The organism is Maribacter spongiicola (assembly GCF_052119685.1).
GTDB classification, from domain to species: Bacteria; Bacteroidota; Bacteroidia; order Flavobacteriales; family Flavobacteriaceae; genus Maribacter; species Maribacter spongiicola_A.
Map to the genome: position 1 here is coordinate 205,629 of NZ_JBGQOO010000006.1, position 14,919 is coordinate 220,547.

The 14,919-nt window shown below is 32.6% G+C and carries 12 protein-coding genes; 3 read left to right on the forward strand and 9 right to left on the reverse strand.

Features of this window, described 5'->3' with window-relative positions; translation table 11 throughout:
• Window positions 1–157 precede the first annotated feature (157 nt).
• The 4 genes from ACEN2N_RS11920 to ku form a co-directional block, all read right to left on the reverse strand.
• Entirely contained in the window at window positions 158–3,745 is a 3,588-nt protein-coding gene (locus ACEN2N_RS11920; RefSeq protein WP_441824534.1) for a PAS domain-containing sensor histidine kinase, read from the reverse strand.
• An 8-nt stretch (window positions 3,746–3,753) separates the two neighbouring features.
• Complete coding sequence (locus ACEN2N_RS11925) at window positions 3,754–4,203, reverse strand: response regulator (RefSeq protein ID WP_441824535.1); 450 nt, start codon at window positions 4,201–4,203, stop codon at window positions 3,754–3,756.
• A 160-nt stretch (window positions 4,204–4,363) separates the two neighbouring features.
• The gene (gene ligD / locus ACEN2N_RS11930; protein WP_441824536.1) at window positions 4,364–6,790 is read right to left on the reverse strand and encodes a DNA ligase D; all 2,427 of its coding nucleotides are present in this window, start codon (window positions 6,788–6,790) and stop codon (window positions 4,364–4,366) included.
• A gap of 3 nt (window positions 6,791–6,793) precedes the next feature.
• Window positions 6,794–7,567, reverse strand: a complete 774-nt coding sequence (ku, locus tag ACEN2N_RS11935) for a non-homologous end joining protein Ku (protein WP_441824537.1) — start codon at window positions 7,565–7,567, stop codon at window positions 6,794–6,796.
• 362 nt (window positions 7,568–7,929) lie between these two features.
• Between ku and ACEN2N_RS11940 the strand changes: the two genes are divergently transcribed.
• The 3 genes from ACEN2N_RS11940 to ACEN2N_RS11950 are packed head-to-tail and all read left to right on the forward strand — an operon-like array spanning window position 7,930 to window position 9,851.
• Entirely contained in the window at window positions 7,930–8,202 is a 273-nt protein-coding gene (locus ACEN2N_RS11940; protein ID WP_025614893.1) for a hypothetical protein, read from the forward strand.
• A gap of 15 nt (window positions 8,203–8,217) precedes the next feature.
• The gene (locus tag ACEN2N_RS11945; protein WP_441824538.1) at window positions 8,218–8,583 is read left to right on the forward strand and encodes a S24 family peptidase; all 366 of its coding nucleotides are present in this window, start codon (window positions 8,218–8,220) and stop codon (window positions 8,581–8,583) included.
• The gene (locus ACEN2N_RS11950; protein ID WP_441824539.1) at window positions 8,580–9,851 is read left to right on the forward strand and encodes a Y-family DNA polymerase; all 1,272 of its coding nucleotides are present in this window, start codon (window positions 8,580–8,582) and stop codon (window positions 9,849–9,851) included. The genes ACEN2N_RS11945 and ACEN2N_RS11950 overlap by 4 nt, the downstream gene beginning before the upstream one ends.
• Window positions 9,852–11,466: 1,615 nt before the next feature.
• On the opposite strand, the gene ACEN2N_RS11955 is transcribed toward ACEN2N_RS11950, so the two are convergent.
• The 5 genes from ACEN2N_RS11955 to ACEN2N_RS11975 form a co-directional block, all read right to left on the reverse strand.
• The gene (locus tag ACEN2N_RS11955; RefSeq protein ID WP_441824540.1) at window positions 11,467–11,979 is read right to left on the reverse strand and encodes a hypothetical protein; all 513 of its coding nucleotides are present in this window, start codon (window positions 11,977–11,979) and stop codon (window positions 11,467–11,469) included.
• A 160-nt stretch (window positions 11,980–12,139) separates the two neighbouring features.
• Entirely contained in the window at window positions 12,140–12,871 is a 732-nt protein-coding gene (locus ACEN2N_RS11960; RefSeq protein WP_441824541.1) for an SH3 domain-containing protein, read from the reverse strand.
• A 21-nt stretch (window positions 12,872–12,892) separates the two neighbouring features.
• Window positions 12,893–13,651: a hypothetical protein gene (locus ACEN2N_RS11965; RefSeq protein WP_441824542.1), complete on the reverse strand. Its 759-nt coding sequence runs from the start codon at window positions 13,649–13,651 to the stop codon at window positions 12,893–12,895.
• Window positions 13,652–13,748: 97 nt separating this feature from the next.
• On the reverse strand, window positions 13,749–14,195 hold the full coding sequence (locus ACEN2N_RS11970) for a hypothetical protein (RefSeq protein ID WP_441824543.1): 447 nt from the start codon (window positions 14,193–14,195) through the stop codon (window positions 13,749–13,751).
• Between the two features lie 152 nt (window positions 14,196–14,347).
• Window positions 14,348–14,797, reverse strand: a complete 450-nt coding sequence (locus tag ACEN2N_RS11975; protein WP_441824544.1) for a hypothetical protein — start codon at window positions 14,795–14,797, stop codon at window positions 14,348–14,350.
• Between the last annotated feature and the right edge of the window lie 122 nt (window positions 14,798–14,919).

Below are 14,919 nucleotides of genomic sequence, written 5' to 3' on the forward strand. Positions count from 1 at the left end.
GATTGTAAACTACAAAATTAATCAAATAACTTCGATTATAGAATAGTGTCACTATTCAAAAGGCCATGGTACTTATGCACGATGATAATGTAACTTATAAAAGTGTTTTAACTAAGTGAATAATGCTTTTGATGAATACGAATTGCAAAATTCTTACTTAAGCCGGAATGTAAATATGAAAAACAGCACCTTCATTTACGGTACTTTTTGCCATAATATGACCTTTATGATTTTCAATTATTTTTTTGACGATTGCAAGTCCAATACCTGTCCCTGTGTATTCATCGTTACTATGTAATCGTTGAAATACCTCAAATATTTTTTCACTGAATTCTTGCTCGAATCCGATACCATTGTCGGCAAAGCGAATGTGGCAATATTTCTTATTGTTATCTAAGGTTTCTATATCCAGATCTTTACCTTTTACATGCTCACAATCAATTTCAATTACTAACGGTTGCTCTTCGCGAGCGAACTTAATGGAGTTACTAATTAAATTATGTATAATTTGTTTGAACTGTATGGGGATAATTCTAACCTTGCATTGAATATTCAAATTGAAAGTAACCTCGTTATTTTTCAAATCTTCACTTAACGTTTCTTGTACATCTTCAATTACTTCGTTAAGGTTTAAAATTTCGTAGGTGATATCTTCAACTTTTGTTCTAGAATACGCAAGTAGATCTTGGATTAGGGTTTGCATTCTAAATGCAGCTTTCTGCATTCTTGTAAAATCATGCTTTGCCCTATCTGATAAACTTTCAAATTCTGTTTCTAGAATACGAGAGGCGAATATTTGAATTTTGCGCAGCGGTTCTTGCAAATCATGACTAGAGATATAAACAAACGACTGTAGCTCTTTATTCATTTTTTCGAGGTCTACATTTTTATGTTGTAGTTCGTTGGTTCGTGTTTGAACCATCTTCTCTAATTCGTTAGTGAACATTTTTTGTTCTTGAATATCGGTGCTGGTACCTACCCACATTTTTATATTGCCATCACTATCCTTTTGAGGGATAGCGCGACTTAATTGCCATCGGTATTCTCCAATTGCATTTCTAAAGCGATGTTCGAGTAAGAAGTCGGTTCCAGTACTTATAGCTTCTGTCCAGAGTCTAATATTTTCTTCCCGATCATCAGAATGTACAATTTGAATCCATCCTTCTTTATAAACTTGTTCAGGCGTTAATCCTGAGAAGTCAAAAACCGATTTATTAAAATAATTTAAGTTTCCTTCGGCATCAGATGTCCAAACAAATTGGGGCATAGAGTCTGCCAATAATCTAAACTTTTCTTCTCGCTCTAATAGCTGTTGTTGAAAATTACGCTCTTCTGTAATATCGCGTACAGTACCCAACAATCTTATCGGGTTGTTGTCTTCATCGTAGAATATTTTTCCTTTTGCATCGATCCAATGTATCGATTGGTCTTTCCATATTACCCGAGATTGGTATTGTAATGTTCCATCTTTAAATGCAGTTTCAAAAGCTTCTTTTCGTAGGTTAAGATCATCTGGGTGAATAGAATTCACCATAACCTCATGCGTTAAGTCTGTTTCGTAATCAAAACCTAAAATTTCATAACATCTTTTAGAAGCTATGATATCGTCAGTTTTTAAATCGACATCAAAGACCCCTAACTCGCTAGCTTCAATAATTAGGCCCAATTTTTCTTCACTTTCTTCAATAACATGTTTAGCCTTTACCATTGCGGTTACTTCGGTGGCGATGGCCATGATGCCCGTAATTTTATTATCCTCTTTTAACGGATGATAAACAAAATTAAAATATTTTGTTTCAGGAGTGCCTTGGGTGTTTAATACCACCGGAAATTCATAACCATAAAAAGCTTCGCCTGATTTGTATACATCATCGATTATAGGTTCAATAAGAGTTTTAAGCTCTGGCAAGCTATCAAAAACTGGTTTTCCTATAAATTCTTTATCTGTTTTATCTATAATTTCTAGATAACTTTTGTTAGCTATTTCCACTATATGGTCAGGTCCTCTAAAAATAGTAATGCCTAATGGCGCTTGCATAACCGTATTTCTAAATCTCTTTTCGCTTTCTTCGACCTTAATTTTAGCTTCGTGTAATTCAGTAACTTCTGCAGCAGTGTTCATTACCGCATACACTTTGCCAGATTCATCGAATAAAGGAGTAAAACTATAATTGAAAAAGAACGTTTTTAAAATACCATCTATTCTTAATTCAACTCTTTGGTTTTTAGTGTGAAATGGAATTCCTGTATGGAATACCCCACGAACTTGTTTGAATATTTGTTGATTTTCTAATTCTGGTAAGATATCTGAAAATAACTTACCAATTACGTCATTTCCTTTCCCCCAGGCATCCATAACAGACTGGTTTGCCAATGAGATCATCATTTCATCTCCAACATATACGGCAATAGGGAATGGGGCACTTTCGACCAAGGCTCGTATATTTTGTTCACTTTCCTTAATCTTATTGTTTAAAAGTGCTTGCGTGGTTACCTCTGTCGCAATGATACCAAGACCATTAATATTCTTTTCTAAATCTCTCTGCGGATAAACAATGAAGTTGTAATATTTCGTCTTAGCTACACCGTCTTGTACTAAATATAGAGGAGTTTCTAATGCGGTAAAAGGATTGCCGGTTTCATAAACCTCTTTAAATATTTTATCATAACCCTGATCGATCAGTTCTGGCAATAATTCGAAATATGGTTTGCCAATTACATCTTCACCTTTTCCCCAATACTCAATAATGGTATTGTTGGCAATGGTGATCACTAAATCTTCACCAGATAAAATAGCAATTGAGGATGGTGATGATTGTATAAGATTGTGATAACGGGTTTCACTTTCTTCAACCTTCTTTCTTGCCAATACGCGCGTAGTTACATCTTCTAATGTACCGTTTAGGCGATAGGCAATAGAGTCGTCATTAAACCATGCTCTACCTTTAGCATGTAAAATAATCTCTTTTTTGTTGATCAGGTTGTTAATTCTGAATTCAATATCATAACTGCCGCCCGAAGAATAATCTAATGCTATTTGAATTTCAGAGGCAACCCGACCCCTATCTTGTTCATTAATGGCATTAAGCGCATCTGTTAATTCAAGCTCGTTCTTATGAGGTAGCCCAAACCAATCTTTTAGTCTATCGTTAGCGGTAAAAATATTGGTTTGCGGGTTATAGTCCCACGTGCCCAACTCAGCTGCTGCAATGGCAAATTGTAATTGATTTTTACTTTCTTGTAATTCTGATTCAAACGATTTTTGATCGGTAAAACCTTTTTCTTGCACTATAATTAAGACACCCCCAATTTCACCTGTCTCTAATCGAATTGGGCTATAGGTGAATTCGAATTGATAATTGTATGTTTTATTATTTCTATTAAGAGGTAACGAAACTAATTGACGATTGGTAGTGTTACCGTTTCTTACATTTTTCAGGGCAGAATCTATACTTTGCCAATCTTTGGCAAATTTCAATTTCATTCCATTCCCTAAAGTATTATGGTTTCTGCTTAAGCCTAAGGTCGAGCAAAAGCTATCGTTACATATTTCGATAGATTCATTACCCCACGCAATACACATACTATATGGGGTATTGAGCATTGTACTAACATTTGCTTTTAATGTTTGCGCCCAATTTTTTAATTCACCTAAAGGGGTTTCTTTCCAATTGTACGATTCTATGAGTTTCCCCATTTCTCCGCCTCCTTGTAAAAAAATAAATGAAGAGTCGCCAGCGTGCATAAGTTAGTTTAAGGTTTGATGACAAAATTAGCCCTAGAAATTGAAGTATTGTTTTCTTCGCTTAATAAAAGTATAGCTTGTTCAATAACTTTTTTTAAACATTTGTATGAGCTTGGTTTTTGAATGTAATAATGAGCACCCAAATCATAAAGTTCATCAACAACATTAGTGTTATAAGATGTAGAATAAATTACAGTTGAAATGCTGGGTAATGAAGTGGATGATTTCATTTCTTTAATACATTCTAATCCAGTTTTTCTTGGCATATTCAAATCAAGAAATAATATATCTGGATTGCTACCTTCTTCAGAAGATAAAAATTCTAGAAGTTCAATTCCATTATGCAGAATTGTAAGAGCAGAAGATACATCTAACTCCTCTAATGCCTCTTTAAATATATCACAATCGTCTTTATCATCATCAACTAATAGTATGTGTAACTTATTCTTGTACCCCATATTCGAAAGTATTACCTATATTTTTACTGCTAACTTCTGACAATATGGTTTTAAAAATAACTTATTTTTTCTTTTTTAGCCCTATGATACAACTTATTATAAAGTCTGCTAAAAAAAGCGGTATTCATGTTATTTACAGTTATTGGCTAAGCTTGATCCTTTAATTAAGTGTAGCATCTAATTTATTTAAAGTCAAAGCCATATCAAAATATGACGCAGATACACCATTAAATAAATCGCCTATTTCTTCTAATCTTTTGATGTACCCTTTCATTAGAAATTTTCGCGGATAAAGGTCTTCATCTAATTCATCCCAATGTACGGGTGCTGAAACAGGTGCTTTCATGATCGGTCTAACCGAGTGCACCGATGCAATGGTATGCCCTCTGCGATTCTGTAAATAGTCTAGGTATATTTTACCATTTCTTTTGCTAATGGTGCGTTCTAAGGTAGTAAGTTCAGGCAAACGTTCTTCTACCAAATGACATAGCAGTTTAATGAAATTTCGAACTTCTTCATAGGTGTATGCATGCCCCATAGGTAGATAAATATGAATACCCTTAGAACCAGATACTTTGCAGAAGCTCTTAATGTCTAGGTCTATTAAAATTTTATGGAATGTCTTCGCTACCAGAATTACCTTTTTAAAATCCATGTTCTTCGGAGGGTCTAAATCAATAATTCCGTAATCGGGATAATCTAAACTTAACTTTCTTGAGCTCCACGGATTGATTTCGATACAACCCAAATTTGCCATGTAGATTAATGAAGCAGCATTTTGACACAGTAAATAGTTTATTTCCCGTTCAGAAGATTTTGAGTAAATAGAGATAGTTTCAAACCAATCGGGCAAATATTCATTATCCTTTTGGTAAAAACTTTCTTGATCAATACCGTTAGGGTGTCGATGTAAATTTTGCGGTCTATCTATTAAATGCGGTAATATGTATTCAGAAACGTTTAGGTAATAGTCAATTAAATCATACTTGGTAAGGTTTGATTCTGGCCAATAAATTTTATCTAAATTACTAATGGGTACTTTTAAGCCATCGATAGTAATAATATCTTTCGAAGGAGATATTTTTTTCTTTTGAACCGCCAGGGTATTCGGCTCAGAATTTAATTTAGGGATTTCACTTTTTATCCGTTTTAAAACAGGATTTCTAAGTAAATCGTTTTTTGTACGTTCTGAAAAGGTGACCTCACATTCTAATATAGGTTGTGTCCAATACGCTTTTCTTCCCTTTAATGGTATTTTTTTATCGAATACACTGGTACTGACCGCATAATTAGATAGCAGCATTTGCAGTTCTCTGCGACTTTTATCTGTAAAGCCCGAGCCGCAATTGCCAATATATTTTAATGTATTGTTTTCGTACTGGCCAAGAATTAACGAACCAACTAATTCAGGACTATTTGTAGATTCGGTATAACCGCAAATAATGGCATCGATACTTTGAATAGCCTTTACTTTTAGCCATTTTTCTGTTCTTGATCCTACAACATAATTAGAACTTTTTTCTTTGGCCATAACACCCTCCATACCTACTTCAATTGCTTTTTCATATAAAGCAGTTCCCATACCTTCAATATGATCACAATATTGAACAATGTTTAAATCACCAATGACATCTAGAATAAGACTTTTTCTTTCAATTAACTTTAGGTCAAGCATACTATGACCGTTTAGAAATAACATGTCAAAAACATAATAGCGTAATTCACCCTTGCTATTGGGGTAATTTTGTAGTTCTGCAAATTTTGAAACACCGTTCTTGTCTACAAGAACCACTTCGCCATCTAAGATGACATCATGTTCTATGGTAGAGAGTTCATCATATAATTTTGAAAACTTTGAATTGTAATTAATACCGTTTCTTGATTGTAATAAAACTTTAGTGTTGTTTATGTGCGAGATAACTCTGTAACCGTCCCATTTAAGCTCATATATATAGTTAGGGTCATTAAATATCTTTTTAGAGGTAGATGCCAACATAGGCTGTATTATCGAACCTAGTTTTAACTGGGTTGTAAATTTTTTTGTTCTAGTTTCAGATAACGGCACTAATATTTCTGCATCGTAAAAAGTAGAAATTGCGAAGTCATCTTTCTTTTTAAGTAACAGCCATTGCTCTGTATCGTTTTTAGCTGAGGTACGAACTAGGGCAAAACGACCGCCAATTTTTTTACCGTAAAACTTCAATTTAATATTACCGATTGCCAGTTGTTCCGAAAGCGGTTTATCTGTTTCTGTGATGTCTATTTCAAAAGTACCTGTATCCCAAATAATCATGTTCCCAGCGCCATAATTACCCTTGGGTATAGTGCCGTAAAAAGTTAAATATTCTAACGGGTGATCTTCGGTTCTAACTGCCAAACGTTTGTCGTTTGGGTTCATAGAAGGTCCTTTTGGTATTGCCCAACTTTTTAGCGTGCCATTTATTTCTAACCGCAGATCATAATGCAATCTACTTGCGGCATGGCGTTGTATAACGAAACGTTGATTTTGAGAAATAGGCTGTAGCACCCCTTTAGGCTCTGGGGTGTTCTCAAAATCTCTTTTCTCGTAATACTTTTTTAAGCTCACAGTTTAAGATGCTTTTTTCTCTCTTTTTTCTAGACTTGCTTTTAGTTGTGCCATTAAGTCTTTTGCAGGTGTAGGTTTAGATTCAAATTTTTCTGGCTTTGTAACTTTGCCTGTAGCCTTAGATTCTATGATTTTTAAAAGTTGTTGGTTATAGACATCCTTGAATTTGGCGAAATTGAACTTCTCGGTGTATTGGTCGATTAGAGAAATGGCCATATCCATTTCCTTTTTTATAATTTTTGTTTTTGGTAGTTCAAGTTCTTTGGTACTTCTAATTTCATCATCAAATCGTAAAACATGTAATACCAGCGCATCTTGATAAATACCGATGAGCGATAAGTGTTCTTTTTGTCGCATGACAAATGTAGCTACCCCTAACTTTTCAGTTTTCTTTAAGGCGTCGCGTAGTAATGAATATGACTTTTCTCCACCTTTTTGAGGTTTAATGAAATAAGGTTTTTTAAAAAGAACATCAGATACTTCATCTTCGGCTATAAACTGCTCAATGTCGATGGTTTTACTTTTCTTCATATTGGCATTTTCAAAATCTTCTTTTTCCAATACAATGTATTCATCGTCTTTTTTATAGCCCTTAACAATATCTTTCCATTCTACTTCCTTACCAGTTTCTTCATTCACCCTTTTGTAGCGTATGCGTGCGCCATCATGGCTGTCTAACATGTCTAAATCAAGTTTTCTATCCTCAGAACCTGAAAATAGTTTTATGGGTATAGATACTAATCCGAAGCTAATAGAGCCGTTCCAAATTGATCTCATAGATTTTAATTTAAGGTTACTTGTGCATAATATCATCTTAGTCTTTACGTAAGAAGAGATTTAATATGGGTCAATTTATGAAAGCGATTTTAAGCTTGATAACTCTAACTGGTTAATAATTAACCTGATTGAATAACCGCTTTTACATTCTTAAAACCTCTAAAAATTTACTCCTTATTATTGTTCATGATATATATTTTACATCAATTGAGTTTTTGAAGTTCTTCAATACCTTTCAAAGTCTGTTATTTAGATTTGGTTGAACCTCTTGCCTTAAGGTGGTTTTTATTTTTCTGCTCCATTGTTAATAATATTTTCGAAAATGATTTACTTTATTTGGAATATATCCTGAAATTTGGACAATGTCCAAAACAGTGTTTAGAAATTATGATATCACTTCCATAAAAGCTCTTTTAAAGGAGATAGGGAAGGAGCGCTATGAATGCGCCTTAAAGGATAATGGGCTGTTCGAAAATAAACCAATATCAATGGATGGTTTTTTTGTCGAGTATGAGACCGATACCCACGATGTTAATCTATATTATAAATACCCATCGCGAGTAGTATGTTATATAATGCCGGTACTGGGCTTTTGGAATGTTCCGAATGATTTTTGGGTAAGGGAACGAAAATAAATTATGTTTTAAGTTATGATGGTAGAAGATAAACACTTGATTAAAAAATCTGATAATAATCATAGGGTCAAAAGTCCGACGCAGACAGGTTTTTCGAGTCCTGCAACGCATTATAGTGAACCTCGAATCGATTTGAACGAAGTGTTGGTATCCAATTCATCTTCCACTTTTTTTATAAGGGTAGCAGATGATGAATATAGGGAGTTCGGTGCTTTTAAGAACGATGTTTTAATTGTCGATAAATCGTTGACTCCGAAATTAAATCAACTCGTATTAGCTGCCGTAGATGATAGCTTCAAAATTGTTAGAATAGATAAAATTAATGACGCTGAATTGAATATATGGGGAGTACTCACCTTTATAATAAAGTCGGTATTATGATAGCATTAGTAGATTGTAATAGTTTTTATGCTTCATGCGAACAAGTATTTAGACCAGATTTGATCAACAGACCAGTAGTTGTTTTAAGTAATAATGACGGATGTATTATTGCGGCAAATAAAGAAGCAAAGGCGTTGACCGAAATCCCCATGTTTCAGCCCATATTTAAGATAAAGAAATTGCTTGATGATAACGATGTTACCTATTTCTCATCGAATTATACTTTGTATAGTGATATGTCTAGAAGGGTGATGGATACTTTAATGACATTTTCGCCAAGAGTAGAAGAATATAGTATTGACGAAAGTTGGGTAGATTTAGGATGTATTAAGGTTGATGACTACACTACAATTGCCCATACCATCAAAGATACGGTCTATAAAAATACAGGAATACCCGTGGGCGTAGGTATTGCTAAGACAAAATCGTTATCGAAATTAGCTAATAAGTACGCTAAGAAAATCCCGAAAAACAACAATGTCTATGTGGTAGATAGTGAGCAGAAAAGGCAGCATTTATTACGTAACCTTCAAGTGAAGGATATATGGGGAATAGGTAAGAAACATGCTATTCGTCTTCAAAACAATGGCATACATACAGCATTGGATTTTGCCAATATGCCCGTAGCTTGGGTAAGAAAAGAAATGACCGTTATCGGTGAGCGTTTATGGCGAGAATTGAATAATATACCTTGTTTAGAATTGGAGACCGAAGCAAATGCTAAAAAGGGTATCGGAACTGCGAAATCATTCGGATTCAAGCTCTCCGACTACTCGCTAATAGAGGAAGCTTGTAGTTATTATGTAGCCGAAGTGGCAGATTTATTGCGGCAGCAACATAGTCTAGCCGCTCAACTAGAGATTTCATTACAGACCAATCAACATAGTGCGATAGATAAGCAGTATAGAAACAGTATTAGTATAAATCTAGATACACCGACCGATAGCACTATTAAGCTAACAAAAGAAGCTTTGAAAGGTTTGCGGCAGATATTTAAACCAGGGTATCGCTATAAAAAAGTGGGTATAAACTTAACACAGTTAGTGCACCGAAACGAGGTTCAGACCAACATGTTCGATAATCCGCATAAGAGCGAGAGTGATGTTATTACCAATCTAATCGATAATCTAAACGGTAAGTATGGTAAGAATAAAATTAAGGTCGCTACGGTAGGTAATCGAAGTAAAGAGTGGGCACTAATTAAAGAACATCGCAGTCCGCGGTTTACCACGCAATGGGGGGAGTTGATGACCATTGGTAAGGTTTAAATATGGCATTTTAGGTTAAATGAAATCTTTAAGAATTTATAATATGTTTAGTTCTATGAGGTAGGGGTATTGCCACAAGAACATATGGCAAAATCATTTCGTCCTCATAGTTTTTTTTAGTCCATAGAATATTAAATTAGCCAGATTTTGTGCCCGATTTGAAGTAAGCTATTTTTGTGAAATTATATGCGCTGAGTAGTGTACTAAATATATTATGTTTCATAGGATAGTAGATAATTGCTGTCAAGCCTAAAAATACTCTAAGTCTTTCAAAAGTTTTGAGCATAAAAAAAGCCTCTGAATTTTCAGAGGCTTTTTCTTAGTAGCGGAGACTGGACTCGAACCAGCGACCTTCGGGTTATGAGCTCCTCGTATGGAAAATTTCCAACGGTTTTATTGGGCTCAGCCGCTATCAAATTATAAAATCGTATGCAAAAACGTATGCAGTTTTAGTTTTCTATTAGTTAGCAATTTAGTGAAAAAAACATAGAGGTTAGTGTTTCGATTTTTTTATTCCAAGCATTTTTTTAAAAAAAATAATAAGCATTGAGAGTTATGAAAATGGACTGGGATTAATTTATTAAATAGATTATTCCTATTTAAACAAAAGCCATAAAATTTATTATTAAGGTCAAGTTCCTTACGGATATTCAGCCTTCATTAATAAGTTTGATTAGGGGTGAAATCTATTTAAACATAGATTGGTGAAAAAGTAAAAAAAAATCGGGACTTACATCTCTAATCGGACTTTTTATTTGAGTGAGAAAGTACGCCTAGGTGGTTTTTGTTAACGTACGTATAAACGTACCAGAGTACGTTTATCTTTTGTTTTGGTGGTTAAAGAGTATCTAGCGAATATTCTATTTAAGAATAAATCTACAATTTTACATGTTTAATTTTATTTCGGGATCTATAATCGCTCTAATTTTTAATGGGTTAACTAGTCATTATTTGAACTCAGAAGAGAATTACCTCAAAAATCAATAACCAACCAATCTTTTTTAATTTGTAAAATATGTGATACATCTTCGAAACTAACGACAGCAATCGCAATTGTATGGATATAATGGAAAGCGAATGAAGTTAAACGAGTGATTAGGCATTAAACAAACTAAGTGGTGGCTGTTATAGAATTAACTTTCCTTTTTTAATAGAATTACAGCTTTTACAATCGAGCGAAAAGTTGCCTTATCTTGAGTCTTTCTAGTAATAAATTATATTGTGGTTCTTGCATTTTATACTAGTGAAAAAGAAAGGGAAGTACACGGGTTCGTAAGAAATTTTTATGCTTAAAAAAAGAAATATTCAATAACTGCTACAGCCGTAATCATCAATAAAAGTGTTAGAATGCGAGCAACGTTTAATAGGCTTCTCCTTTTAATTTTTGGAATGTATATGTAGTAATCTATAAGTAAAAATACAGGTATAATGGATAAGGCACTATAAAGCCCTGAAAAAACTATATATAGTTCTATAAAAAACTTGTCTAGTTCTTTACATATTGCAGCCTTTGCATATTTTAAAGTCAAAATTGATGCATATATGATAACGGACCAGGATACTATATATACTGCGATTCTTATAAATTTTTTCATAATAAGGTATTAACTGGAAATCAGTAGTAATGCTTAAGGCTTCTTTTTTTTCTTTCATCACGTATAAACAGTACTAAGAAAATAAGCATGATCATTAGTCTAATTCCGCTTATCATCTTTTTATCTAATAAATCTTTTTTTGAGGGTAAATAAATTGCATTAATTCTTTCTGACCATTCTATGTTGTCATTATAGATTATATCAACACTGTCACCAACTTTTTTTGTGGTTCCAATGAGTAGCAAGTATGGTATTTCTATGAGGTTATAGGCTTTGCGATTTGTTGAAGTTTTAAAATTGTACTCTACCCCTAAAAGGACTTTGTTATAAAAGTTTTTTCTACCATAAATCTCATTAACAACCGTAATTTTTGCTTTTTTTCTATTCCAATTTAGACTATCTGAAATTACCTTTTTCTCAATCAGATGTTCAAAGGTGTTTTCTTGATAATTACCCTTTAATATTTGACCATCGGCAATCAAAAAATAAGAAAGAACTGCAATGATTAAAATGTTTGAAAGGGTTAATCTCATAGAATTATTTTAAATTTTGTGCATTGTGTCTTTTTATAACGCGAGTAAGTTATAGGTTAGTACGAATAAAATTTATTTTATTAATCCGTCACCTCGTTCTCGCATATTAAAAAATGTTCCGAAAAGCATATTTATAAAGCAATAGTAGCAAGCCAATTTTTTAACATCCACGAGAATAATACCATATATTGGGAAGACCACTATCATCTATAATTTTTACCCATCCTTCTAATTCTTCCATTCTATTTTCTTCTTCTGTTAAGTCAGTTTTGCAAGGGTGTTTTTTAGTAATAATTACTTTGACCTTTGTCCATAGACCATTGTGTTCTTTTGTTGGTAAAATTTGAACGTTATCTCCTTTTAGGGTTTTAATTATTCTTGCATTAGTATTTGGTTTTTCTCTTAAATTTAATCCAGGTTCATTAGCATAAAAGCCCAAAAGATTATTAACATTATCAGTAATAAAAGATTGCCATTCAACTAACTGGAAACCAACTTCATGAAGCTCACTTTCTTTTAACCAAAAATTCTTGTTTTTATACTTAATTTTAACGAATTCATCTTGTCTCTCGGTATAGGTCAAAGCCCAAAGTTCGTATCCTATTTCTCGAAAGTATTGTAATTCAATTTGTGTTTCTGTATTGTCTTTTTGGTCTACAAAGTAGATTCTGTAAGGAGATTGGTCTCCAATATTCTGATATACGTTTTTTGTTAATAGACCAATTGATTCTCCATTTGGTTCACTATAAACAGTGAAGCCGTTCTTTGGTGAATAAATGCAACATATTTCATTATCATCATTTTCTTCTGGTAAAATAAGGCCACTCTGAAGAACCTGGCCATACGTCATGTTCAATGACATTAATAAAAATAAAACAAATAGTTTATTCATTATATATTTACGGTTTTTTGGTTATTCTCCATCTAGATTTAGCTCATAATTTGGAATAAATTGTCTTTTATGATCATCATAATAAAGTGAGAACCATCCACCCATTCTTCCAACATCACACCAGATATCTAATTTATTATTTGTGGAACTATTAGCTTCTATATTCTGATATATTATTGTAATAACATTACCTACACCAAAGTCTAAATCGCTAAAATCAAGAACTTGAAATAATGAATTATCTCGTTTATTAAAAATTTCTAACGTTAACATTCGAGCTCTTTCCTCATTTTTATTTTTGGAATAAATACCAACAAAGTAATAATCTTTAAGAGTGTTTATTTGTAAAATTTCTATATTTTCAAATACATTATCATCTGAGGTATCTATGAGTTTAGATATATATTTTAATTTTAACGGTATAGTTTTTTGATTTTGTAAGCTTCGCCAAGTACCAATAACACTATCTTCTGATATATTAAATTCTAAAATAGCAGATTTTTTATCGTCATAGATTTCGTAGAGTTGAATATTATTGTTTTTTAAGATGCCTTCCAGTTTAATGGGATTATTGTATTTATCATATTTATAAACACCATTAACATTAAAACCTTGCTTGTCTTTTATACCAAAATAGCCCTCTGTAACTTGAATAGAAAGTGTTATGGGAGATTTTCCTATGGTTCCCTTATAGGTGTAACACTTATACCAACCTGCATATGTTTTCGTAATTGCAAGAATGAAAATTAAAGTAAATAATAATACTGGTTTGTTAGACATAAGTAGTTTTTAATATTGGTATGTTGCGGGCTTTAGCATAAAGCCTGTCTCGCTGCCCTTAGCTAATTGAATTGCTGGTTTATTTTAATTTTATAGTCTAGTTATGATGATATACAAAGCCTGATGAATTTTTATATGCTTCAAACTCAATTTTATCACCTTTACATAAGTGATAAAAACTTTGTTTTCGAGAGCGTAATCTAATAGGTTTACCAGTTACAAGTATTAAATAATATTCATCTTTATAACTACCTGCCCTTTTAACAGTGCCATGTGTTCTCAACTTCAATTTCTCTTTTAAATCTACTTTTAATTCATAAATTTTTAAATATTTAATCATTAAAAAGGCAATTGTTCCTGTTACTAAAAACAGCCAAGAGAATACTTTAAAAAAACCATGATTATCTATCGAACTAACGCCATGTTTATCAGCAATGAAAAATAGAAATGAATAAACTATAAAAAAGTATAGCAGCGTAAGTATTATATCAAGTATTGATTTATGCAAATGCTTTTTAAAAAAAACGATTTCTGATTTTGACAACGTTATTTCTTGTGCGTTACAACTTGCTTTGCGTAGTTTCATATATTCTACTCAATCGTAAATTTTTTTTTAAATATAAATTGGATTGAAAACACCATATAATTTGCGGTAAGAGCACACCCTTATTAATTTTAATAAAGCGTCGTATAACTTTATTTCTCCATTATGTATTCGCAATGGTCACCATTATAAAGGCATTTAGTAATTATATAAACCCAATTATCAGTTAGCTTTTCAGAATAAGAATGTTCTACATAATAGCCTCTTTTGTTCAGTATTATACCTTTAGGTAAATATAGTAAACTATGTTTTATTGTGGTATCGCATTTGGTTTCAGTTTTAAAATTAGAAAAATTTATAACCTTGTCTCTACTAAAGTTGACTTCGTCTATTTTATAGGTGTTTTTCTTCGTGGTAATTTCGGTTAATTTATTCCAATATTTTAGGTCGTTGGTATTTACACTCTTTTCAATTAAATGTGAATTTAAATAAACATAATTTCTGTCATTTGTAGAAGTAGAATCACATTCACTATCTCTTGAACAGCCAAAAGAATAAAGCGTGTCAAGATTATCATGAATAAATTTTACAGATTTGTTCAACTGAACAATACTTGATTCTGTGAATTCAATTTTCTCGTATGCTTCTGTAGGCTTCCCAAAAAATAGGACAGTTCATAATTCGAATTTATTAACTTTAAATTCAAACTGTCACGATGAAAAAC